The sequence below is a fragment of the Microbispora sp. H10885 genome (genome assembly GCF_014161415.1).
GTDB classification, from domain to species: Bacteria; Actinomycetota; Actinomycetes; order Streptosporangiales; family Streptosporangiaceae; genus Microbispora; species Microbispora triticiradicis.
This window is the reverse complement of record NZ_JABBWY010000014.1, coordinates 24,788-46,810: the sequence shown is the minus strand read 5'-3', so window position 1 is coordinate 46,810 and position 22,023 is coordinate 24,788. Positions and strand designations below refer to the sequence as shown.

Below are 22,023 nucleotides of genomic sequence, written 5' to 3'. Positions count from 1 at the left end.
CGATGCTGCCGACGCTGACCGAGAGGCGTTCGTGACCCCCGTCCCACCTGACCTGCCCGATCCGCTGACGCTCCTGCTGATCGAGGACGACGCCGGCGACGCGTTCCTCGTCGAGGAGCTGCTGGCGGACGCCGACAGGCCACCGAAGATCACCTGGGCGCGGACGCTGTCCGAGGGGCGCGAGCGGCTGACCGACGACGTGCAGTGCGTGGTCGTCGACCTGTCCCTGCCGGACGCCACCGGGCTGGAGGCGCTGGAGCAGGTCATCGCCATGGCCCCCGACACGGCCGTGCTGGTGCTCACCGGCCTCGGCGACACGCACGCCGGCATCGAGGCGGTCGCCGCCGGAGCCCAGGACTTCCTGGTCAAGCAGGACGTCGACGCCCGCCTGCTGATCCGCGCGATCCAGTACGCGATCGAGCGCAAGCGCGCCGATCTCGCCATGCGCGAACTGCTCCAGGAACGCATCGTCAGCAAGGAGAACTCCCGGCTCGAACGCGGCCTGCTGCCCGTCCCGCTGCTCGACCCCACGCTGCTGCAGCACCAGGCCCGCTACCTTCCGGGCCGTACGGGCGGGCTGCTGGCGGGCGACTTCTGGGACACGGTGCAGACGCCCGACGGCGCGGTGCACGTGCTGATCGGCGACGTGTGCGGGCACGGGCCCGACGAGGCCGCGCTCGGCACGGCGCTGCGCATCGCCTGGCGCACGCTGGTCCTCGCCGGGCAGACCGGCAACGACGTGCTGCGGACGCTGGACACGCTGCTGCGGCACGAGCGGAAGTCTCCGGAGATCTTCACCACGATGTGCAGCGCGGCCATCAGCCCGGACCTGACCACCGCCCGTTTGCACGTCATCGGCCATCCGCCGCCACTGCTGCTGCGTGACGGCGTGCTCGGGGTGGTCACCGAGACGCCGTCCGGCCCGCCGCTCGGGATCTTCCCGGACATCGAGTGGACGCCCATCGACGTCACGCTGGGCGAGCGGTGGTCGCTGCTGCTCTACACCGACGGGCTGATCGAGGCCACGGTCGGCGAGAACCGGGACCTGCTCGGCACCGAAGGGCTGGCGAACCTGATCCGCGCCCAGGAGGGGATCGACCTCGACCGCATCATCGCCAGCCTCGACGGCGCCATGCACGACGACGTCGCGGCCGTCCTCGTCTCCCGCGGCAGAACGGCCTTGACCGGCATCACCGGGGTCACCGGCATCACGGGCGCCGGGGAGGGCAGGGCATGACGACCATGCCTGAGACGACCACCCCTGAGACCACCGCGCCTGAGACGGGCGCGCCGCCGGCCCTCGCCGGCCCGCCCCCGCTCGCTCCTCCGCCGCTCAGCCCGCCCGCGCTGGACTCCCGCCTGACGGTCAGCCGCTGGTTCCTGCTCACGGGCGCGGGCGTGCTGGCCGTCTTCCTGATCGCCCTCGGCGCGACCCTGCTCGCGCTCGTGCAGGCGCAGGACGCCCGGCAGACCCTCGTCGACGCGGTCGACCCGGCCGCCCTCCACACGCTGCGGGTCGCCACCGCCGTACAGGCGCAGGAGGGGGCGATCCGCGGGTTCGGGCTCACCGGGGAACAGCAGTACCTCGACGCCTACCGCAAGGGCGTCTCCGACGAGCGGGCGGCGAAGGACGAGATCGCGAGGCTCGTCCCCCGGCTGCCCCACGGCTACGGCGTCCGCGGCCAGATCACCGCCCTCACCGAGGCCACGGACGCCTGGCGGCGCGACTACGCCGAGCCGGTCGTCACCAGGACGCTCGACCGGGGTCCCGGCCCCCTCACCGACCTGGCCAGGAGTAACCTCCAGCGCTTCGCTGCCGTCAAGGCCGCGCTCGACCGGCAGCAGTCGGCTCTGGGCCGGCTCCACGACGTCGCGCGGGACCGGCTCTACTCCGCCTGGACGACCATCTACGCGGCGATCGCGGCGCTGGGCGGCGCGATGGTGCTGGCGCTCGTCGTCTGCGCGCTGATCGTGCGCCGCGCCGTCGTCGGCCCGATCGCGCGGCTGACCCGGCAGGTCCGGGAGGTCGCGGCGGGCGACTTCGACCACGAGCTCGGCGTCACCCGGCCGGCCGAGCTGTGGGAGCTGTCCGGCCACATCGACGGCATGCGCCGCCGGATCATGGCCGAGTGGCAGTCGTCCGTCGAGGCGCGCCAGCAGCTCGCGGACCAGGCCGAGGAGCTCCGGCGCTCCAACCGGGAGCTGGAGCAGTTCGCGTACGTGGCGAGCCACGACCTGCAGGAGCCGCTGCGCAAGGTGGCGAGCTTCACCCAGATGCTGGAGCAGCGCTACGCCGACCGGCTCGACGACCGGGCCCGGCAGTACATCGGCTTCGCGGTGGACGGCGCCCGGCGCATGCAGCTGCTCATCAACGACCTGCTCGACTTCTCCCGGGTCGGCCGGGTGGGCGGCGAGCGGGAGGAGATGGACAGCGGCGACGCGCTCGCCGCCGCGCTGCGCAACCTCGACGCCCGGCTCACCGACACCGGGGCGACGGTCACGCACGACGACCTGCCGAGGGTCCTCGGCAACCGGACCCTGCTCACGCAGCTCTTCCAGAACCTCGTCGGCAACGCGCTCAAGTTCCGCTCCGAGGAGCCGCCCCGCGTCCACATCGGCGTACGGCGGGACGGCGACATGTGGGAGTTCAGCTGCGCGGACAACGGGATCGGCGTCGAACCGAAGTACGCCGACCGGATCTTCCTGATCTTCCAGCGGCTGCATTCAAGGGACGTCTATCCCGGTACGGGAATCGGGCTGGCGCTCTGCCGCAAGATTGTCGAATATCATGGCGGCCGGATCTGGCTCGACACCGGCGGGGATGCCGGGGCCACGTTCCGCTGGACGCTGCCGGCCCTGGGAGACCCCGATGAGTGAGTTCCGCCCGATCGAGGTCCTCCTGGTGGAGGACGACCCCGGCGACGTGTTGCTCTGCCAGGAGGCGTTCTCGCACAACAAGGTCGGCAACAACCTCCACGTGGTCCAGGACGGGGAGCAGGCGCTGGCCTTCCTGCGCGGCGAGGGTCCGCACGGCGCGGCGCCGCGGCCCGACCTCGTGCTGCTCGACCTGAACCTTCCCCGGTTGAACGGCTTCGAGGTGCTGCAGGAGGTCAAGGCCGACCCCTCGCTGCGGAGCATCCCGGTGGTGATCCTGACCACTTCGGAGGCTGAGCAGGATATCCTTCGGGGATACAACCTGCACGCCAACGCGTACATCACGAAGCCCGTCGACTTCGAGCAGTTCACCCGAGTGGTGCGGCAGATCGACGAATTCTTCGTCACCGTGGTCAAACTCCCGGGGAAGTGACCGAGATCACAGCGGGTAGGAGTGACCCTCCTCACAGTTCGTGATGTGCTCGTCGTAATGTGTGCCCCACCAATAACGCGCACGGCCTGAGCAGCAGGGTCAGCACGGCCCGAGCAGCACGGCCTGAGCACGCGCGACCGCTCCGGCGTGCGCGGAGTCAGTGAGGGTGGAAGGTCTCCGATGACCCAGACAACGGCCGAGAGCGCGGTACGGAAACAACGCGCGCAGATCAGGGTGCGCACTCTGCGCACCGACCGATGGTGGCTTGCTCCGGTGCTCACGTTCGCCGGGCTCTTCTTGTTCCTGATTTACGGCTTCTGGGCGATGTTCGACTTGAGCATGCTCGCCGGGTCGTACATCGCCCCCTTCTCGTCGCCCTGCCTCGCCGCGGCGACCTGCCCGGAAGGGGCCCGGCTGTTCGGATTCGCCCCGTTCGGCGACTGGTACACCCTGCCGCCGGGACTGCTGATCCTCGCGTTCCCGGGCGGGTTCCGGTTCACCTGCTACTACTACCGCAAGTCGTACTACCGCTCGTGGTGGATGTCGCCGCCGGCCTGCTCGGTGGCCGAGCCGCACAGCAAGTACACCGGCGAGTCGCGCCTGCCGCTGATCCTGCAGAACGTCCACCGCTACTTCTTCTACGTCGCCGCGATCATCGGTCTGATCCTGACGTACGACGCGGTGCTGTCCTTCCGCGACGCGGACGGCAACTGGGGACACGTCGGTCTCGGCACGGTCATCCTCGTGGTGAACGCGGTCCTGGTCCTCTGCTACACGTTCGGCTGCCACTCCTGCCGCCACATCACCGCCGGGCGCCTGAACCACTTCTCCAGGCACCCGCTGCGCTACAAGGCGTGGACGCTGGTCTCGAAGCTCAACGCGCGGCACCAGCAGTTCGCCTGGGCGTCCATGGTCTCGATCGTGGTCGCGGACCTGTACGTCCGCCTCGTCGCCAAGGGCGTCATCAACTTCCCGTTCGCTTAAGCAGCACGTCGTTGTAAGGATCTCAAGGTGGAGCGTCACGAATACGACGTCGTCGTCATCGGAGCCGGCGGAGCGGGACTCCGCGCGGCGATCGAGGCGCGGCAGCAGGGCAAGCGGACGGCCATCGTCTGCAAGTCGCTCTTCGGCAAGGCCCACACGGTCATGGCCGAAGGCGGCGCCGCCGCCGCGATGGGCAACGTCAACCCGAACGACAACTGGATGGTGCACTTCCGCGACACCATGCGCGGAGGCAAGTTCCTCAACAACTGGCGCATGGCCGAACTGCACGCCAAGGAGGCTCCGGACCGGGTCTGGGAACTGGAGGCCTGGGGCGCGCTGTTCGACCGCACCAAGGACGGCAAGATCAGCCAGCGCAACTTCGGCGGTCACGAGTACCCGCGCCTCGCCCACGTCGGCGACCGTACGGGCCTGGAGATGATCCGCACCCTGCAGCAGCGCGTCGTCGCCCTGCAGCAGGAGGACGAGAAGCTGCACGGCGACCCCGAGGCGTACATCAAGGTCTTCGCCGAGTGCACGATCACCCGGCTGCTGAAGGACGCCAGCTCCGTGCACGGCGAGAACGGTGCCATCGCGGGGGCCTTCGGCTACTGGCGGGAGACCGGCGACTTCATCGTCTTCGACGCTCCCGCCGTGGTGCTGGCCACCGGAGGCATCGGCAAGTCGTTCGTCGTCACGTCGAACTCCTGGGAGTACACGGGCGACGGGCACGCGCTGGCCATGCTCGCCGGCGCGAACCTCATCAACATGGAGTTCATCCAGTTCCATCCGACGGGCATGGTCTGGCCTCCGTCGGTGCGCGGCATCCTGGTGACGGAGTCGGTTCGCGGCGACGGGGGCGTCCTGCGCAACTCCGAGGGCCGCCGGTTCATGTTCGACTACATCCCGGACGTGTTCAAGGACAAGTACGCCACGACCGAGGAGGAGGCGGACCGCTGGTACGACGACCAGGCGGGCAACCGCCGCCCGCCCGAGCTGCTGCCCCGTGACGAGGTGGCCCGGGCGATCAACTCGGAGGTCAAGGCGGGGCGCGGCTCACCGCAGGGCGGCGTGTTCCTGGACGTGTCCACCCGGCTGCCCGCCGCCGAGATCATCCGGCGGCTGCCGTCGATGCACCACCAGTTCAAGGAGCTGGCGGACGTCGACATCACCAAGGAGCCCATGCAGGTCGGCCCGACCTGCCACTACGTCATGGGCGGCGTGGAGGTGGACGCCGACACCGGCGCGGCCTCGGTGCCCGGCCTGTTCGCGGCCGGTGAGGTCTCCGGCGGCATGCACGGCTCCAACCGTCTCGGCGGCAACTCCCTCTCGGACCTGCTGGTGTTCGGCCGCCGGGCCGGTGCGGGCGCCGCGGCGTACGTCGACGGCCTGGCGAGGCGGCCGGCGGCGGCCGCCGGGCTGGTCGAGGAGGCCAGGGCGGAGGCGCTGGCTCCGCTGGAGCGCACCGGCGGGGAGAACCCGTACGAGGTCCACCACGAGCTCCAGCGCACGATGAACGACCTGGTCGGCATCATCCGCAAGGCGGAGGAGATCAGCGAGGCCCTCCAGGTCGTCGAGAAGCTCAAGGAGCGGGCCAGGCACACCGCCTCCTCGGGCAGCCGGATCTACAACCCCGGCTGGCACCTCGCGATCGACCTGCGCAACATGCTGCTGGTGAGCGAGGCCGTGGCGAAGGCCGCGCTGCTTCGTGAGGAGAGCCGTGGCGGGCACACCCGGGACGACTACCCCGGCATGTCGCCGGAGTGGCGCAGGAAGCTGCTGCGCGTGGCGGTGACGCCGGACGAGTCCGGCGTGAGCGTCGAGGAGAGGGTCCAGCCGTCGATGCGCTCCGACCTGATCAGCCTGTTCGAGCGTGGCGAGCTGGAGAAGTACCTCACCGAAGAAGAGCTGGCGGAGTACGACGCCGCCGTCAAGGAGTCGTGATGGGATACAAGGCGAAGTTCCGCGTCTGGCGCGGTGAGGGCGGCGAGGGCAGGCTTGAGGACTTCACCGTCGAGGTGAACGAGGGCGAGGTCGTCCTCGACGTCATCCACCGGCTCCAGGCCACCCAGACGCCCGACCTCGCGGTCCGCTGGAACTGCAAGGCCGGCAAGTGCGGCTCGTGCTCCATGGAGATCAACGGCAAGCCGCGCCTGGGCTGCATGACCCGGATGTCCACCTTCGAGGAGGACGAGACCATTACGGTCACGCCGCTGCGGACGTTCCCGGTCATCAAGGACCTGGTGACAGACGTGTCGTTCAACTACCAGAAGGCCCGCGAGGTCCCGTCGTTCACGCCGCCGGCGGACGTGAAGCCGGGCGAGTACCGCATGCAGCAGGTCGACGTCGAGCGGTCGCAGGAGTTCCGCAAGTGCATCGAGTGCTACATGTGCCAGAACGTCTGTCACGTGATCCGGGACCACGAGGAGAACAAGCCGAACTTCTCCGGCCCGCGCTACCTCATGCGGATCGCCGAACTCGACATGCATCCGTACGACGTGCTGGACCGCAAGGAGTCGGCGCAGGAGGACCACGGCCTCTCCTACTGCAACATCACCAAGTGCTGCACCGAGGTCTGCCCCGAGCACATCAAGATCACTGACAACGCGCTGATCCCGATGAAGGAGCGCGTGGTCGACCGGAAGTACGACCCGCTGGTCTGGCTGGGCTCGAAGATCTTCAAGCGCCAGCGCTGACCCGCGCGTGACACGAGAGGCGCCGCCCGGTCTCGTCCGGGCGGCGCCTCTCGTGTGCTGCTCTGAGTGTCTACTGCGGGTCTACTGCTCTCGCTGCTGGGGCTCTCCGGCCGCCGGCGCCTGCCCCTGTGCCGGAGCCTGTGCCTGTGCCTGTGCGGGGTCCCCGGCCGGGTACCCGTACGGCTGGGCGTACCCGTACGGCACGGGGTAGCCGTAGGGCTGCTGCGGGTAGGGCACGGCGTACTGCTGGGGGTACGGCTGCTGCGGGTACGGCTGGACCGGCACGAAGCCCATCATCGGGGCGTAGCCGGCGCCCGCCGGATAGGCCGGGGTCTCCGGTGCGGCGGCCGTGGCGGCGACCGGGCCGCCCCGCCGTACGGCGGCGGCGTGGGCCATCCGCCGGAGCCGGCCCTCGAAGATCAGCCAGGCGATCAGCGCGATGCCGAGGAGCACACCGGCGGGGATCGCGAGCCGGTGGGCCAGCGACGCCTTGTCGTACTCGGGCGATGCGTTGCGGATCTCGTACGGCACGGTGTCGGGCGCGGGCTCCTCGAACGAGGCGGCCGCGGTGGGAGTCTGGCCGACATCCGGCGTCGAGGCCGGCGGCAGGCTCACCTGTCCCTCGCTCTCCGGGGTGGGGGTGGGGGACGTGCCGCCCGCCCCGGCGGGCACCTCGGTCGTCGAGGGGAAGTGCTCGGTGGTCGCCGGAGGCTGCTGCCCCTGCTGGCCCTGTTGCCCCTGCTGGCCGCTGGTCGACGCGGGCGGGGTGGTGGAGTGGGTCGCCGTGGGCTTGCGGGTGGTGCGCTTGGGCGTCGGCGTGACGGTGACGGTCTTCGTCACCACCGGCTCGGCGGTCGGGCTGGGCGAGGGCGACGGCGTCTGCGTGACGGTGACCGTGACGACGTCGCAGTTGTCGCCCTGGGTGGTGTCGCACGGGTTCACCGGGTCGGCGGTCGCGCCGAGCATGGGACTCACGACCACGACCGCCAGCGTGGCGAGTGCCAGCGACGCGGCAGCCGAGGACGCGGCCCTGATGTATGCGCGTCCGATCACCGATCGCCTCCTGTCAGCGCGTGCGAGGTCAACACCGATTGTAGTTCCGTCCACGGCGCGGCAAAGCCGGTCTCAGGGCACGATTCTGCGTCCTATCCGGGCAACAGCGTCTCTATCTCGGCGACCACCGGCAGATCCGCGGGCAGCCAGGCGACGTCGTACAGTTCGTGCGGCTCCAGCCAGCGCAACGCGAGGTGCTCGATCGGCCGGGGGACGCCCGCGGCGAGCCCGGCGAGCCAGACGCGCATCACGCCGCCGTTCGGCAGCGGCCAGTCCCCGCCGACGCGGTGTGACACCACGATGTCGACGCCGAGTTCCTCGACGCACTCGCGCACCAGCGCGGCGCGCTCGTCCTCCCCCGGGTCGACCTTCCCGCCGGGGAACTCCCAGCCGCCGCGCAGTTCCGGCGGCGCGGACCGCTGGGCGGCCAGGAGCCGGCCGTCCTCCACGATCGCGGCGCCCACGACCAGCCTGCCGGTCACGTCTGGGCCCGCTTGAGCTGCGCCAGCACGGTCTCGTTGCGGAGCGGCCGGGTGAAGCCCACGATGTTCGGCCGGTCGCGGTAGGTCGTCACCTTGATCGGCCCGCAGAGGGTGCACCTCGCCTCGATCATCGTGCCGGGCGAGACGACCATCCCGACGTGCCCGGGGTTGTCCTTCGACGTGCCGGGGCCGGCGTTGAAGAAGACGAGGTCGCCGGGCTGCTCCTCGCCCTGCTCGATCGGTACGCCGAAGGGCCACTGGCCGAAGGTCGTCCGCGGGATGCTCAGACCGGCGTTCCGGTAGGCCATGTAGATGATCCCCGAGCAGTCGAAGGCGTCCGGGCCGGTGCCGCCCCACCGGTACGGCTTGCCCCGCTGCGCCAGAGCGTATTCGAGGATCTGGCGGACGACGTCGTCGGGGGCGTTCTCGACGAACCCGGAGTCGCAGGCCGGGTCGGCCTCGGCGGGCAGGCCGATGTCCCCCGTCGCGGCGTAGCGCTTGGCGATCTCCAGGACCTGGTCGACGTACCAGGTGGCGCGGTTGTAGACGAAGATCGCCCTTCTGAGGTCGTCGGGGGCGCCGTTGCGCTTGAGCATCTTGGCCGCGCCGAGGATGGCGTCCGCCGGGTCGTAGACGTCGCCGAAGCCGTCCCCGTCGCCGTCGGAGGCGTAGCCGTTGATGCCCGGCTCGATCTTCATCTTGGCCTGGCCGCCCCAGGTGCTGATGAGGAACTGCATCGGCCCCGCCGCGCCCGCGTAGTTGGTGCCGCTGCGCACGCCCGGCAGCGAGGACCGGCCGTGGTTCGTCTCCCGCTTGCCGATGGCGGCGAGCACGTTCCACTGCACGCCGATCTGCTTGCCGAACTTCTTGTAGAGCTCCAGGTAGTCCTCGGGGATGTCGCTTCGCGCCGTCGCGGACAGGTCCGCCCCGGCACCGGGTCCCGTGGCGGCCTCGGCGCAGTTCCCGGACGAGCCGCCGCCGAGCAGCATCGACGGGCTGGGGGTCATGAGGATGATCGAGGCGAACAGCGTGACCGGCACGATCACGACGAGGGCCACGGCGATCAACCGCCAGGACCGCCCTCCCGAGGCGAGCCGGCGGACGACGCTCCCCGAGGTGCGTACCGAGGTGCCGCGCGGCGGGACGGTCACGGCGAGGTGTCCCCGTCCTGGCCGGAGTCGGCCAGTTGCAGGTCGTACACCCGCCAGTCGGTGCCCGACTTGACGACGGTCACGGCGAACCGCTCGGGCACGTCCTTCTGGCCGCTCCGGTCCGTCACGTGCCGGGTGGAGTCGACGACGAACACCACCTGACTGCCCGTCATGTCGCGGATCGACGCCACCTTCGCCGACCCCTTCGAGATCACCTGGTCGGCCTCGTTCTGGTCCGCCACGGCGGGATCGGTGACGGTCCTGGTGAGCTGGCCCGCGAACTCGGTGGTCGCGAACGCCGTGAGCCGCTCGGCGCGGGAGGCCGGCTCCTCGTCGTGGGAGAAGGTGCCGTACGCCTCGGCGAAGCGGCGGGCCAGGTCGGCCGCCGCGCCGATCTCCTCCCTCGACAGCGGCAGGTACGCGTACACGTCGAAGGCGCCGGGCGTGGTGGCGACCGGGCCGGGCTCCCGCGCCCCGCTGGTCGCCCGCCCGGTGGCGGCCACCGACTGGCCCACCGACTGCTGTCTCGCCTGCTCGTCGCCGTCCGTGGGCGGGCTCATGCTGAGGTAGACGCCGACGGCGGCGAGCACCACCACGGCCGCCCCGAAGGCGAGCCCCTTGCCCCGGTCGCTGTTCCGGCTTCTCATGGCCTCGTCGGTGGTCCCGTCACTCGCCGGAGTCGCGGTCGGCCGGCTTGGCCCAGAACGGGGCCGGCGCGTCGCCCTCGCGCCGCGTGCTCTCCCCCCGGCTCGGCAGCCAGAGCGGGGGCGGCTCGGCCGGACGCGAACGCCCGGCGGACGACCCCGAGTCACGCGGTGGCGGCGGCGCCGGACGGGAGCGGCCCGCGTCGCCCCGGCGGGACGAACCGCCGAACAGGGCGCCGGAACCGCCACTCGAACCGCCGGAGCCGCTTGAGCCACCCGAGGAGCCCCGGGACGAGCGACCCGAGCCGCCGCCGAACAGGCTGCCCGGCCCGCCGCCGGAGCCACGCGTGGTCGACGGCCGGGAGGCCCAGCCGCCGGACCGGCCGCTGAACCAGCCGCCACCGGACCCACTGCCAGACCCGCTACCGGACCCACCGGATCCGCTCGCGGGAGCGGCAGGAGCGGCGGAGGCGGCGGAGACACCGGTGACCGCCGCTCCCGTCACCCGCCGGGGCACGGACGGAGCGGACGGCGCCGACGGCCCGGACGGCGCTGCCCCGCCTCCCGGGGCCCGTCCGGGCGCCTGGCCGTTCGCCTGACCGTTCGCCGGGCCCCGCGCACCGGCCGGCCGTACGCCGGACAGGTTCAGCGGCGGGGCGGTGCCGGGACGGGCGGCGGCGACCCCGGCCTTGCGACGGCCCGCCTGCCCGTCGGCGTCGAGCGGCGCGGGCTGCGCCCCCGCGCGCGCACCGGCCTGGGCGGGAACGTTGCCCGCGCCCTCCTCGCCGCGCACCCGGCCCTGGGCCACGGAGGAGGCGGCAGCGGCGGCGGCGCCCGCACCGCTCGCCATCGCGGCGGCGCCGATGATCGGCTCGGCCTTGCGCAGGCCCCACCGGCCCGCCCGGGCCGCCGCGACCGGCGGCAGCACGGCGGCCGCCCGGGAAAGGGTCGGCGCGGTCGCGGCCTCGCCGAGCATCCGCGTGGCCAGCGTGTGCCCGTCCATCGAGGCGAACAGATGCTGGAACGGCCGCCGGTAGAAGAAGACCGCGATCGTCAGCAGCGCCATGAAGAGGATCTGCATGCCCCACGGCAGGTTGGTCGAGATGATCAACGCGTAGCCGTACACGAGGATGCCCAGCACCAGCGCGAGCACGGCCTGGCGGAGCAGCGTGCCGACCAGCATCTCCAGCCAGCGCATCGCGATGATCCGTCCCGAGCCGGGGTGCACGCCGATCAGCAGGAAGACCGGCGCGAGCATCAGCAGCAGCAGGAAGCCGACCTTCAGCACGAGCAGCGACACCGCGACGAGGAAGATGAGCAGACCGGCGACCATCGCCGCGATGAACGCCCCGATGGCGATGCCGAGGCGGCTGGTCCAGTCCTTGCCCTGGAAGAGGAAGAACACCGGAGTGCTCTGCAGCGGCTTGGCGACCTCCTCCTCGAACCGCTGCTGATGCGAGTCGGAGGCCGGAGTCTGCTTGGCGGCCAGTTCCTGGGCGTCGATCGCCTGGAGGTCGAGGGTCTTCTGGCCGAGGCCCTTCACGAGACCGGCGTTGGGGTCGGCCGTGGCGAACTCACCCATCAGCCACGGCTTGCAGACGAGGATCGACCACAGCGCGTCGGCGTTCTGGGCCACGCCGGGGGTGCCCTGCCGGCCGTAGCCGCCCGCCGTGGGCTCGCTCGGCACCTCGCCCGGCTCGGTCGCCTTCATGGGCAGACAGGACGCGCCGCCCGCTCCCGGCAGGCCGGAGAACGCCGAGTTGACGATCTCGCCGGTCTTGTCGGTCACCGTCTTGCCGAGGCCCGTGAAGTCTCCCGGGCGGCTGAAGAACCAGATCGCGACCGTGACCGCGAGGACCATCCAGACGACGCCCTCGGTGGTCGTCGTCGCGCGTTTGCGGATGAGGCCGTACCAGGCCAGCCAGATCGCGCCGAGGATGACGACCGGCCGCAGGTACGGCCAGTACATCGCGTCGGCGAGGTTCTTGACGATGTCGTCGGCGACTTCCTTGATGGGCTGCAGCGGGCCCTCGGTGGCCGCCGCCTGGTACGTGCTGATCGTCAGCCGGTCGACGGCCTTGGCCCAGGAGAAGACGGTGTTGGCCCACGCGTTGCCGAGGACCGCGGTGACGTCGGAGCACCCGAGGTCGTAGGTGTGCCAGAACTGCCCGGCCATGCCGTACCGCTCGTAGTTGGTGAGCGGCTCCTTCGGCGCCGAGCCGTCCGCCGAGCCCTGTGCGGAGCCGGCGGGCGGCTTACCGGTGCCGGCGGCCGTCGCGTCGTCCGGCGCCGGGGGCTGCACCAGGCCGTCGACGCCGCCGCCCACGATCTCGGGGGCGAGTTTGGGCGACAGCTCGCAGATCCCGTCGGCGCTCGCCGTACCGGACGGGAAGACCAGCGGCAGCGTCACGAACGCCGCGAAGGCGACGAACAGCAGGGCGAGGCTCCGCCGGAGCCTCCTGCCGCGTCTGCCGCCCTCCCCGGTGCGACCTCTGGGACCGTTCCTGCGCACGCTCACGATCGCACCTCCTGCGCGACCCCCGACCGACCGGAGCCCCCGTCAAAGAGATCATGCATGTTCTCGCCGGGTTTGTCGTGTGTCGGATTGGTGTCAAGCCAGCGCAGCAGCTCCTCCGAGATAAGGTCCACCCCGATACGGCCGGCCCGGCCGTCCAGATCCCGGAAGACGCACTCCCCGTTGCCCAGGGAGCGCAGCACCCCCTTGTGGTCCTCCGAGGGATCCACGCCGAGAAGCTCCATCACGTGCTCGACCTCCACCCGCTCGGTGGACCGGAACGCGAAAACCGACGACAGGCAGTTCGTGACCTGTTCGCTGAGAAGGTCACCGGCGTTCTGCGAGACCAGGACGAGCGCCGTGTTGCGCGAACGGCCCATCCTGGAGACCTCGGGCACGAGCTTGGCGCCCTCGGGGGTGGACGTGATCGCCCACGCCTCGTCGAGGAAGATGGCCTTCGGCGTGCGCCGGTCGAGCCCGTTCATCAGGCGGCGGGCGAACTGCGACACCAGGTAGAGCAGCGCCACCGACAGCCGCTGCTCGTAGGAGTAGTCGTCCCTGACCGTCGCCACGTCGGGCAGCGTGAGACCGCCGAGCGTGAACACCGTCGTCCAGCCCTCGGTGTCGATCTGCTCGCCGCCGTAGGCGTCGAAGCACAGCCGGGCCAGGTGCATCTCCGACATGGAGCGCAGCACGGCCCCGAGGTTCTTCGACGCGGGGTCGGACGACTGCTCCAGGTGGTCGACCACCTTCCCCAGCGAGGGGTCGGGCTCGTTCGACACGGCCGCGACCGCCTGGATCATGGCGGACTCGCGCTCCTCCGACATCCTCGGCAGCAGCAGCCGCAGGGTCTCGCTCGCCATCGTCTTCTTCGCCGCGATGTCGTCGCCGAACGCGAACGGGTCGAGCAGGCCCGGCGCGGCCGACCCCAGCGGGATGACCCTCGCCTTCCGGCCCCGCGCCCGCAGCAGCCGTACGAGCGACTCGGCGTCGCCCTTGGGGTCGATCACCGCGATCGTGACGCCGCGCAGCGCCATCTGGTAGATCAGCAGCAGCGCCAGCGTGGTCTTCCCACCGCCCGGCTCACCCGTGATCGCGATGGCCGTCGGGCGGTTGCGCGCCGCCGCGACGAGCGGGTCGAAGTGGACGATGCTGCGCGCCCGACCCAGGGTCTCCCCGACGTAGGGCCCGATCCACCCGGCGTTCGACTCGTCCACCCGGTCGCCGATCTCGACGGTCGCGGTGGCCATGCCGCCCGCGATCGTCCGCAGCGGCTGCCGCTGGGCGTACGCGTTGACCCGCAGCCGCTCCCCCGGCAACGCCTCGCAGAACAGCGAGAACTGGTCGCCGGTGGAGTTGACGACGTCGATGCCGATGTCGCGGAAGTGCTCGACGATGGCCTCGACCCGCTGGACGCACATCTCCTCGGTCGGCGCGCTGACGCTCAGCCGGTGCCAGCCGTACACGAAGGGCAGCCGCTCTTTGGTGATGCCGTGCTCCAGCATGCGGGCGGCGTCGATCTGCTCGGCCAGCGCGAGCGGGGCCTCGGCCCCCGCCTCGCGGATGTGGATGTCCATGTCGCGGGCGTGGGCGAGCTTGCGCGCCACGTCCTTGCTGGCCCGTACGGGGGGAATCAGCCGCATCCGGCTGGAGATCTCGACGGGGAAGGGAAGCTGGTCGGCGAAGTGCAGCCACGGCTCACCGTCGGGGAACGGCATGAGATCGGGGAACCGGGCGAACGACAGGTGCGCGACGTAGGCCTCGCCGGCGGGCTGCTGGATGCGCAGCAGCGACCTGCCGTTGTGGATCTGACCCTCGACCAGCGCCTCGATCTCGCCCTTGCCCCACCTGCGGCGGGGGGAGGCCGAGGGCCACGGCTCGCCGAGACCGGCCGCCGCGGCGTGCTGGAACAACCAGGCGATCTCGGTCGAGGTGGCGTGGCGGGCGTAGAGCGCGCTGGAGGCCAGCGCCCGGCCGAGCCGCTCGGCGGCCTCGGTCCACCGGGCGATCTCCCGGTCCGGCACGTGGTCGTCCTCGATGCCCAGCTTCTTCTCGCTGCGCTGGTAGAAGCCGAACAGCTGGGCCAGCACGCCGGTGCCGAGCTGGGCGCCGCGCGGGCCGAGCCTGACGCCGAGGTAGACCTCCTTGCTCCAGAAGTCCTTGGCCCAGACGTGGCGGTACATCTCCTCCAGGTACTCCCGCCAGCCCGGGCCCTCGTCGGAGGTCGCGTTGAGGGCCATCGCCCACTCCGCCGCCGGGTACGCCCGGTGCGCCACCCGCAGGTGCACCTCGGCGTCGGGCATCCTGATCGCGGCCAGCGCGATCGTGACGTTCGTGGCCAGCGCCTCGCGCTCCTCGGGGGTGAGGAACTCGTAGCTCACCGTCGGCAGGCGGAAGTAGGCCCAGGCCGCCGAGTCGGTGAGCAGAACCCGATCATCGAAGTACCGCACCGCCAGGCGACTGCGCGCCCTGCTCATCGACCTTTCACCAGCTCTCCTGATCGCACGTCCCGGGACCCGTCGGACCCGCGCGACCGCCCTCGCCGCGGCCCGCGTCCGGCGTTCATCTCGCCACCTCCTGCTTGGCCTGGGCAGCCGCCAGGCCGTTCACGATCACTCCCGCGAGCGCGACGTACGCCCTGCGGCCGCCTGTCCGGAGATGGGTGATGTCGACCGGTCCCGGCCGTCCGGGCGCCAGCTCGTCCTCCCAGGGGATGCGGACGATCGCGCGGCACCTGCCGCTCGCGACCGCCTCCGCCTGCTCCACGTCGGGGAGGCTGCGGCGGCTCACTCCGTTGATCACCATGACCGCCCGCCGCCGCAGGTCGGAGCAGCCGTGGCCGTCGAGCCACTCGTACGTCATCGCGACCGCCTCGGAGGCGTCCTCGCTCGCGGGGGCGACCAGCACGAGCTGGTCGGCGTACGGCAGGAGGCGGGCGGCCAGCGCGGCCGCGGGGTCGATGACGGTCAGCCGGTAGTGCCGGTCGAGCGCGGCGAGCGTCCGGCGCCAGTCGGCCAGGAACGCGCGTTCCGCCAGGCGCTGCGTGACCCGGTCGTCGGTGTCCGCTCCGACGACCTCCAGCCCCGACTCGCAGCGCGTCGTGTAGGACCGCATGCCGAGGTAGCCGGTCACCTCCTCGGAGCCCTCCAGCAGCGAGCTCAGCGTCTCCGGCGACTCGGCGGCGATCCTCGTGGTCAGTGTGCCCTCGCCGGTGTTCGCGTCGAGCGCGAGCACCCGGTCGTCTCGGTATCGGGCCAGCGTGTGGCCCAGCATTAAGGCCGTGGTCGTCTGCCCGGCGCCGCCCGTGCAGCCGAGCACCATGATCCGCCTGCTCGTGGTCAGCGGGACGCGGGCGCGCGCCTCGTCGACCTCCATGCCGTCCGTACGGCTGCCGCCCACGACCACCTGCGCCAGGCGCCGCCAGCCGCCGGACGGGTCGCGGCCCACCACCGCCTCGACCCGGCGCAGCCGCGGCGGCTCCTCGTGCCCCGGACGGCCGCTCGGAGAGCCGGCGGCGGGCAGCGCGGGCCGCGCACCGGACGGGGCCGCGTGGCGGGGCCCGGCCGGGACCGTCCGGATCGGCACCCCGGCCGGACCCGCCGGAGGCGTGACACTCCCCTTGCCCGTCGGTCCTACCGGTCCCGGACCGAGGCCGTACGACCCCTCCCGATGACCGGCACCAGGCTGGGCGTCATCGGGCCGCGCATCACCGGGCCGGCCGCCGGGCGGCTGCGGCTCGGAACGGTGCGCGGCGGGGGGCTGCGAGTAGGGCGGCCGGATCCTGATCGGCTGCGCGACCGGGGCGGATACCTCACCGGCCGGGTCCGCGTCGGTGCCGGCGCTTGTGTTGGTGTTGGCGTTGATGTCGGTGTTCGCAGGCCCGGCAGCGGCCGTCGCGCCCGTCCGGACCGGCCCGGTGGTCGTCCCGTCGGCCGACTCGGCGCTCTCCGGGACGTCCGCGATGTCCGCCGCGTTGTCCGCGGGCCGATCGGGCGGGGTCTGGGCCTGTGCCGCCGCGGGGAACGCCTCTCCGGACGCTCCGCTCTGCTCACGGGGTCGCACCAGCCGAGGCGGCCGCCCCCTGCGGTGCTGCGCGAGAACGTCGGCGTCCTCCCGCCGCGCGGGCGCCTCACTCCTCCCCGTGCCCGAGTCGGAGGCGGCGGGTTCGGAGGCGGCGGGTTCGGCGTCCGCCGACTCATCGTCGGCTGACTCGGAGGCGGCAGGAGCGGCGGGAGCATCGGAGGCGGCAGAAGCGACGGGAGCGGCGGGGGGCCGGGCCTCCGCGCTCTCGCCCGGCGCTGTCCCATGCTGCCGCGTGGCCTCGTCGCGCTCGGAAGCCGCCCTCGGAGCGTCCTCCGGGGCGGTATCTGCGGCCGATCCTGTGGTGGTCTCTGCGGCGGTTCCTGCGGCGATTTCTCGAACGGCCGATGCGGCCGGCGGGTCACCGGCCCGCTCGCCGTCCGGGTCCTGCCGGTCCGGGTCGTGCCGGTCCGAGTCCTGCCGGTCCGGGGTGAAGAACGCCGGGTCGGCGGGCCGTACAGAGCGGGGTTCGGCCGAGGCGGCGAGCCTGCGCAGGCGGCGCAGCGTCTCGGTGCCGAGGGGCGGCACCGGATGAGTCCCCGAGTGGGACTCCGTGTGGGGCTCCGAGTGAGATTCCGAGTGGGACTCCGAAGCGGTGGGGCTCGCGCCGGGCGCCCGCCGATCCCAGCCCCAGCCCTGGCTCTCGCTCTGACCCTGGCCCTGGCCCTGCGACTCTGTGTCGTGGATCGCGCGGTCGTGGGCGGTGCTGTCCTCCCGTCCGGCGGGAGGTCCGTCCGGGTGACGGTCCCGCTCGGGATCGGCCGTACGGGCGGGGTCCGCCGGCGGCGCGGACGGCTGCGGCAGGGAGAAGACCCGTTCACCCGTGACGTCGCCCTTGGCCGCGGCCACGGCACCGCTCCAGGGGAGCGGGGCGGGGCTGCCGGTGGTGACCGGCACGGCCGCGGCGGCAGCGGCGGCCACCGCGGGTCGCACGACGCGGGACGGGTCGAGTGGCGGCCCGCCCGCGTGCGCCGCGGCGGCCCGTGCGGAGGCGCCTGAGGCGTGCGCGGTCTCCGGGGCGGCGGCGGCCTTGACCGAGATCGGACGGCGCGCCCTGGCGCCGGCCCCCCGGAGGGCGGCTCTGCCGTTGCCGGTGACGACCGGCGGAGTGGTCCGCCAGACGCGACCGGTGAGGGCGATCTCGTCCGGCTCGTCGAACGGAGCCATCCGGCACCAGGTCTTGGGCTCGGCCATGTAGCGAACCTGCGACTGCAGAAGCTCGGTGAGACGCTTGTTCTCGATGACCGGACGGGTGGACAGCCAGGTGAGCACGCCGGGAGGAACCAGGTAGACGACGTGCCACGGCGCCTCCAGCGGCAGTCTCACCAGAAGGAGGAAGAGCCACCAGGGTACGGAGACACCCACGAACACACCGATCCAGACGACCGGAAGCGGCATCGGCAGCCGTAGGTCGTACAGCTTGTACAGCCGCTTCTCAATACGCCAGATATTGGTATATGTGGGCAGATCCACCCCGAACCTCCTCTCCGCCCGATCACTTGATCCCGAGCGCGCCCGCGATGGCCTTCGCTGTCACCTCGATGATGTTGGGAACGTAGAAGATCACACCAATCGCGATCGCCAGGATGATGAACTGCACGAACCTGGTGATCTCACGGGTGAAGAGGAAGAAGATCGCCACGACGGAGACGACCGCGAGGAACAGCGGGGCGAAGAACTTCCTGAGGAATTCGGCGAGACCTTCGGTGTTGATGCCCGTCACCGGCGCCGGCGACGGTGCGGCGAGATCAAGGAAATGATCCGCGATGGTCTTCACAATCAACTCTCGCCCTCCCGGGGGTATGGATCAGCGATGTCTGTGCCGGGCATGCGCTACCCCACGGACCGGTTCGCACCCTGGATGTCCTTGACGAACCACTTGCCGCCCTGCTTCTCGATCGTCAGCTCGTAGGCCTGTTCGAGGCCTCCCGGCTCGCCCGCCGGGTCCTGGGACGGACTCGGCGCCGCCGCGTCCCCGGAGGCCACTGCCCACACCACCACCGCGGTCACCTTCCTGCTGTCGGCGCCACCCGGTGGCACGGACACCTTCTTCAGCTCGGCGAAGGCGAACCTGCCGTTGAAGCCCTCGATCGTCACGCCGTTCGCGACGTACCGCTGCAGATCCACCTGGTTGCCCGCGGCGTACGCCTTGAAGAAGCCTTCGAGCTGGGGACGCAGTTCGGCCTCGGTGGCGGAGTCGCTGTCGGGTTCGGCAAGCTGCGGCAGACCGGCCGGGCCGGGGTCGGGCAGCAGGGCGGGTTGCGCCGACACCACGAACCTGCCGCCGTCGTAGTAGACCGGCACGGACAGCAGGCCACGGGCGTCCCCGGACTGGTACGACACGCTCACCCGGGCGTTGTGGTCGTCGATCACGTCGATCCCCGCGTACTGGAAGGCGCCGGCGGACATGCGCCCGTAGCCGTTCCAGCCGAACTGCGCGTCGGCGCCCTCCGGCAGGAACGCCTTCAGCCGTTCCGCACGCTGCTGCGGGTTGGCCGCGTCGTAGTTGAGGTAGACCGCCGCGAACTGGTCCGCGAAGGCCGCAGCCCGCGTCGTCGGGAAGGCGGACGTGACCGTTTCGGCCGGAGTGGTGCCGGTGCCGGTGTCCTGCATGGAGCGCTCGAACAGCGCCCGGACCCCGTTGACCACGATCACGATGATCAGGGCCCAGAGGATCGCGCGTCCGGCCCAGACGAGCCAGCGGCCTCCACCGCCGCTCCATCCTCTGCGCCGGGGGGCCGTGCCGTGAGCGGCGATCGACCGGTCGAGGCCCTCCGGAGGGTACGGCTCAGGGTCGCCAGCGATCCGAGGATCCTGCTGGACGTCTGACCTGCGAGCCATCACGCCTCCGCTCGCGCCGATCCATCCGGCTGGCGCGGTTTCCTCTTGCTCTCGTTCCGGTTAGCCGCATTGAAGTATTCACCCTAGCGGTCTAGCCAATTCTTCCAGGTAAGCCACGCCCATGGTGCAAGCATCGCCGCGAGCGAGCAAACCAGGTCTACATCGCGTTGTGAGGCGCCACGTCTATCCACTCTGCGGAAAAGCGCGTTATGCCTGGCCAGCGGGGTCGGCGATTACCTAACCGCCACCTATTGGTGTCTTCACAGCCTGGAGAGATGGCGATGCGGACGTACCGCCCCGAGCCGGCCCCCGCACGCGAGGGTCCCGCACGCGGCACGTGCGGGACCCTCTCCGATCGGTCGTGCGCGCTCGTCACTGGCAGGACGAGGACGAGGAAGACGCCTCGCTCTCCGTCCCGAGGCTCGACTCACCGGAGGTGGACGACTCCACCGACGACTCGACGGACGACTCCTGGGACGACTCCAGTGACGACTCGGGCGAGGACGGGAGCGAGGACGACTCGCTCGGCAGCTGCGCCATCGCGTCGCTCGCCAGCTGCTCGATGCGCTTCTGGGCGCTGGCGGCCTCGTCCCTGATGCGCTGCATGGCGCTGCCGGCCTCCGCGTTGATGTCGGCCCGCGCCTGCTCCATCGTGCCGCTCAGGCCGCCCATGCTGCTCAGGCCGCTCAGGCTTGAGCCGCGCCACTCGCGCGAGAACGACGAGCTCGGGAACTGCTCGCGTACGGTGATCGAGAGGCTTGAGGGCCGGGCGGCCACGATCGGAGCGGCCATCGGAATCTCGGACATCGGGATCTCGGACATCGGAATGCCCGCCGGCAGGGTCGACGTGGAGATCGCCTGCGGCATCGCCGCCAGGGTGGCGGGCAGTTCCGGCACGGCGATCGTGGAGATGGCCGGCACCTCGGCGACCGTGCTCAGCGAGGGCTCCAGGACGGTGGTGTAGGCCAGCGAGCGCGCCGATCCACCCGGCACCCTTTCCTGCGGCGAGATCGTGGCGGCGGAGGCCGCGCCGCTCGCCAGAGCGACCCCTCCGGCCGTGAACGTCGCGGCGATGATCGCCGAGAGAGCGAGCTGTCCGGACTTGCGATGCATGGTCCCTCCTTGGGCCCGTATCGGGTCGCGCAGGTCGAGCCACCTGGGCTTTCCCTGACTCCCGAATTGCGCCGCGGGCGCCTCCCTCTCCCGGACCAAACCGGCATACCGCCCGAAATGGGATCGATTACTGAAAGGGAGGATTCACCTGACGAGTTGCCGCCCAACGGCCTCAATTCGATGCTCAATGGAACGTCCCGAGGGCGTCCAGAGCACTTGATACAAGCGTTTCCGCAGGCCATGGAGGATCTGACCGATGGGAGAACCGCAGCGGATGTTACCGCCACGCGTCTTGGGACCTCCTTGTACGGAAGGGGACGCTGAGGTGAGGAGACGGATGGCCAGGCCCGCCCGGCCCGGGGTTCAGGCCTGGTAGGGCGGCATGACGCCCCAGCCCCAGCGCGGCACCGGCTCCTCGCCCGGCGGTGTGACGCCCGGCTGTGAGAAGTGGACGGCCAGGCGAGTCCCCCACTCGACGTAACCCGCGAACGCCGCCCTGAACTCCGGATCCGCGGGCAGCCCGACCTCGTCGGCCGCGTCCATGAGCAGACTCACCCACCTGCGGCGCTGCTGCTCCGTGATGCCCTTGCCGAGGTGGTGCGAGACCATGTGCGAGTGGCCGCCGCGCTCCTCGCTGTAGCGGGCCGGGCCGCCGAAGACCTCGCCGAGCCACATCGCCACGTACGCGGGGTGACGGGCGTCCATGTGCGCGAAGAGCGGCCCGACCAGGTCGTCGTCCTTGACCCGCCCGTAGAACGCCTCGGTCAGCCGGTCCAGCGCCTGCGCGTCCCCGGCCCACTCGAACAGCGTGGGCTCGGTCTTCTCGATCACCTTCTCGTAGTGCCGCATCTCCTCGATGTCCGACACGTACGGTTTGATCTCGGCGAAGAACTCGCGGAAGTACTCACTGCCGCGGAAGCCTTCGAGGTGGTCACGGGCCGAGGTCCAGATGATCCGCAGGATGTAGCACGCGGGCTCGTCCACGCAACGGGACAGTTCGTAGTCGAGGCACTGCGGTGCCCGCCCGAGCGGCACGACGGCGCGCCGGTAGGCGGCCTCGAACTCCTCCCCGTCGGCGACCCGGTAACGGATGTATTCGACGATCACCAACACCCACCCCTTTGTAATTATGTAATCAGAGCCAAGCTACCCGCCTCCAG

Annotated in this window: 17 protein-coding genes; 6 read left to right on the top strand and 11 right to left on the bottom strand. The window is 71.3% G+C overall.

Going from position 1 to position 22,023, the window contains the following annotated elements:
* Positions 1-31: 31 nt before the first annotated feature.
* The 6 genes from HHX37_RS31300 (at position 32) to HHX37_RS31275 (ending at position 6,984) form a co-directional block, all read left to right on the top strand.
* Positions 32-1,237 carry a PP2C family protein-serine/threonine phosphatase gene (locus tag HHX37_RS31300; protein ID WP_182883474.1) on the top strand — a complete coding sequence of 402 codons (1,206 nt, stop codon included), beginning with the start codon at positions 32-34 and terminating at the stop codon, positions 1,235-1,237.
* Positions 1,234-2,877: a sensor histidine kinase gene (locus HHX37_RS31295; protein WP_182887741.1), complete on the top strand. Its 1,644-nt coding sequence runs from the start codon at positions 1,234-1,236 to the stop codon at positions 2,875-2,877. Before HHX37_RS31300 ends, HHX37_RS31295 begins: the two co-directional genes overlap by 4 nt.
* Entirely contained in the window at positions 2,870-3,307 is a 438-nt protein-coding gene (locus HHX37_RS31290; RefSeq protein ID WP_182883476.1) for a response regulator, read from the top strand. The genes HHX37_RS31295 and HHX37_RS31290 overlap by 8 nt, the downstream gene beginning before the upstream one ends.
* A 180-nt stretch (positions 3,308-3,487) precedes the next feature.
* Positions 3,488-4,291: a hypothetical protein gene (locus HHX37_RS31285; RefSeq protein ID WP_182875912.1), complete on the top strand. Its 804-nt coding sequence runs from the start codon at positions 3,488-3,490 to the stop codon at positions 4,289-4,291.
* A 27-nt stretch (positions 4,292-4,318) separates the two neighbouring features.
* Positions 4,319-6,232 (top strand): fumarate reductase/succinate dehydrogenase flavoprotein subunit, encoded by a 1,914-nt coding sequence (locus tag HHX37_RS31280; protein WP_182887740.1) that lies wholly within the window; start codon positions 4,319-4,321, stop codon positions 6,230-6,232.
* Positions 6,232-6,984: a succinate dehydrogenase/fumarate reductase iron-sulfur subunit gene (locus HHX37_RS31275; protein ID WP_182875913.1), complete on the top strand. Its 753-nt coding sequence runs from the start codon at positions 6,232-6,234 to the stop codon at positions 6,982-6,984. Before HHX37_RS31280 ends, HHX37_RS31275 begins: the two co-directional genes overlap by 1 nt.
* Positions 6,985-7,065: 81 nt before the next feature.
* Here the strand turns inward: HHX37_RS31275 and HHX37_RS31270 are convergent, their stop codons facing one another.
* The 11 genes from HHX37_RS31270 to HHX37_RS31220 all read right to left on the bottom strand — a co-directional run bounded on the left by HHX37_RS31270 (position 7,066) and on the right by HHX37_RS31220 (position 21,970).
* Positions 7,066-8,037, bottom strand: a complete 972-nt coding sequence (locus tag HHX37_RS31270) for a hypothetical protein (RefSeq protein ID WP_182887739.1) — start codon at positions 8,035-8,037, stop codon at positions 7,066-7,068.
* A gap of 92 nt (positions 8,038-8,129) precedes the next feature.
* A complete protein-coding gene (locus tag HHX37_RS31265) occupies positions 8,130-8,519 on the bottom strand; it encodes a (deoxy)nucleoside triphosphate pyrophosphohydrolase (protein WP_111701324.1) in 390 nt (129 codons plus the stop codon).
* On the bottom strand, positions 8,516-9,670 hold the full coding sequence (locus HHX37_RS31260; RefSeq protein ID WP_244302375.1) for an NlpC/P60 family protein: 1,155 nt from the start codon (positions 9,668-9,670) through the stop codon (positions 8,516-8,518). Before HHX37_RS31260 ends, HHX37_RS31265 begins: the two co-directional genes overlap by 4 nt.
* The gene (locus HHX37_RS31255) at positions 9,667-10,317 is read right to left on the bottom strand and encodes a hypothetical protein (RefSeq protein ID WP_182887738.1); all 651 of its coding nucleotides are present in this window, start codon (positions 10,315-10,317) and stop codon (positions 9,667-9,669) included. Before HHX37_RS31255 ends, HHX37_RS31260 begins: the two co-directional genes overlap by 4 nt.
* A gap of 19 nt (positions 10,318-10,336) precedes the next feature.
* Positions 10,337-12,832 carry a type IV secretion system protein gene (locus HHX37_RS31250; RefSeq protein ID WP_259406894.1) on the bottom strand — a complete coding sequence of 832 codons (2,496 nt, stop codon included), beginning with the start codon at positions 12,830-12,832 and terminating at the stop codon, positions 10,337-10,339.
* Positions 12,829-15,306, bottom strand: a complete 2,478-nt coding sequence (locus tag HHX37_RS31245) for an ATP-binding protein (RefSeq protein WP_117410229.1) — start codon at positions 15,304-15,306, stop codon at positions 12,829-12,831. The genes HHX37_RS31250 and HHX37_RS31245 overlap by 4 nt, the downstream gene beginning before the upstream one ends.
* Before the next feature lie 85 nt (positions 15,307-15,391).
* Complete coding sequence (locus HHX37_RS31240) at positions 15,392-18,382, bottom strand: TcpE family conjugal transfer membrane protein (RefSeq protein ID WP_182887737.1); 2,991 nt, start codon at positions 18,380-18,382, stop codon at positions 15,392-15,394.
* Positions 18,383-18,404: 22 nt separating this feature from the next.
* Positions 18,405-18,677 (bottom strand): hypothetical protein, encoded by a 273-nt coding sequence (locus HHX37_RS31235; RefSeq protein ID WP_396777362.1) that lies wholly within the window; start codon positions 18,675-18,677, stop codon positions 18,405-18,407.
* A 65-nt stretch (positions 18,678-18,742) separates the two neighbouring features.
* A complete protein-coding gene (locus HHX37_RS31230; protein ID WP_182875918.1) occupies positions 18,743-19,750 on the bottom strand; it encodes a conjugal transfer protein in 1,008 nt (335 codons plus the stop codon).
* A gap of 372 nt (positions 19,751-20,122) precedes the next feature.
* The gene (locus HHX37_RS31225) at positions 20,123-20,863 is read right to left on the bottom strand and encodes a hypothetical protein (protein WP_182887736.1); all 741 of its coding nucleotides are present in this window, start codon (positions 20,861-20,863) and stop codon (positions 20,123-20,125) included.
* Positions 20,864-21,226: 363 nt separating this feature from the next.
* Positions 21,227-21,970 carry a group II truncated hemoglobin gene (locus HHX37_RS31220; protein WP_182887802.1) on the bottom strand — a complete coding sequence of 248 codons (744 nt, stop codon included), beginning with the start codon at positions 21,968-21,970 and terminating at the stop codon, positions 21,227-21,229.
* Between the last annotated feature and the right edge of the window lie 53 nt (positions 21,971-22,023).

Bases quoted from the DNA above. Each gene is read 5' to 3' on its own strand.
- HHX37_RS31245 (WP_117410229.1), bottom strand. From the start codon at position 15,306: ATGAGCAGGGCGCGCAGTCGCCTGGCGGTGCGGTACTTCGATGATCGG.
- HHX37_RS31275 (WP_182875913.1), top strand. From the start codon at position 6,232: ATGGGATACAAGGCGAAGTTCCGCGTCTGGCGCGGTGAGGGCGGCGAG.
- HHX37_RS31290 (WP_182883476.1), top strand. From the start codon at position 2,870: ATGAGTGAGTTCCGCCCGATCGAGGTCCTCCTGGTGGAGGACGACCCC.
- HHX37_RS31225 (WP_182887736.1), bottom strand. From the start codon at position 20,863: ATGCATCGCAAGTCCGGACAGCTCGCTCTCTCGGCGATCATCGCCGCG.
- HHX37_RS31285 (WP_182875912.1), top strand. From the start codon at position 3,488: ATGACCCAGACAACGGCCGAGAGCGCGGTACGGAAACAACGCGCGCAG.
- HHX37_RS31255 (WP_182887738.1), bottom strand. From the start codon at position 10,317: ATGAGAAGCCGGAACAGCGACCGGGGCAAGGGGCTCGCCTTCGGGGCG.
- HHX37_RS31230 (WP_182875918.1), bottom strand. From the start codon at position 19,750: ATGGCTCGCAGGTCAGACGTCCAGCAGGATCCTCGGATCGCTGGCGAC.
- HHX37_RS31295 (WP_182887741.1), top strand. From the start codon at position 1,234: ATGACGACCATGCCTGAGACGACCACCCCTGAGACCACCGCGCCTGAG.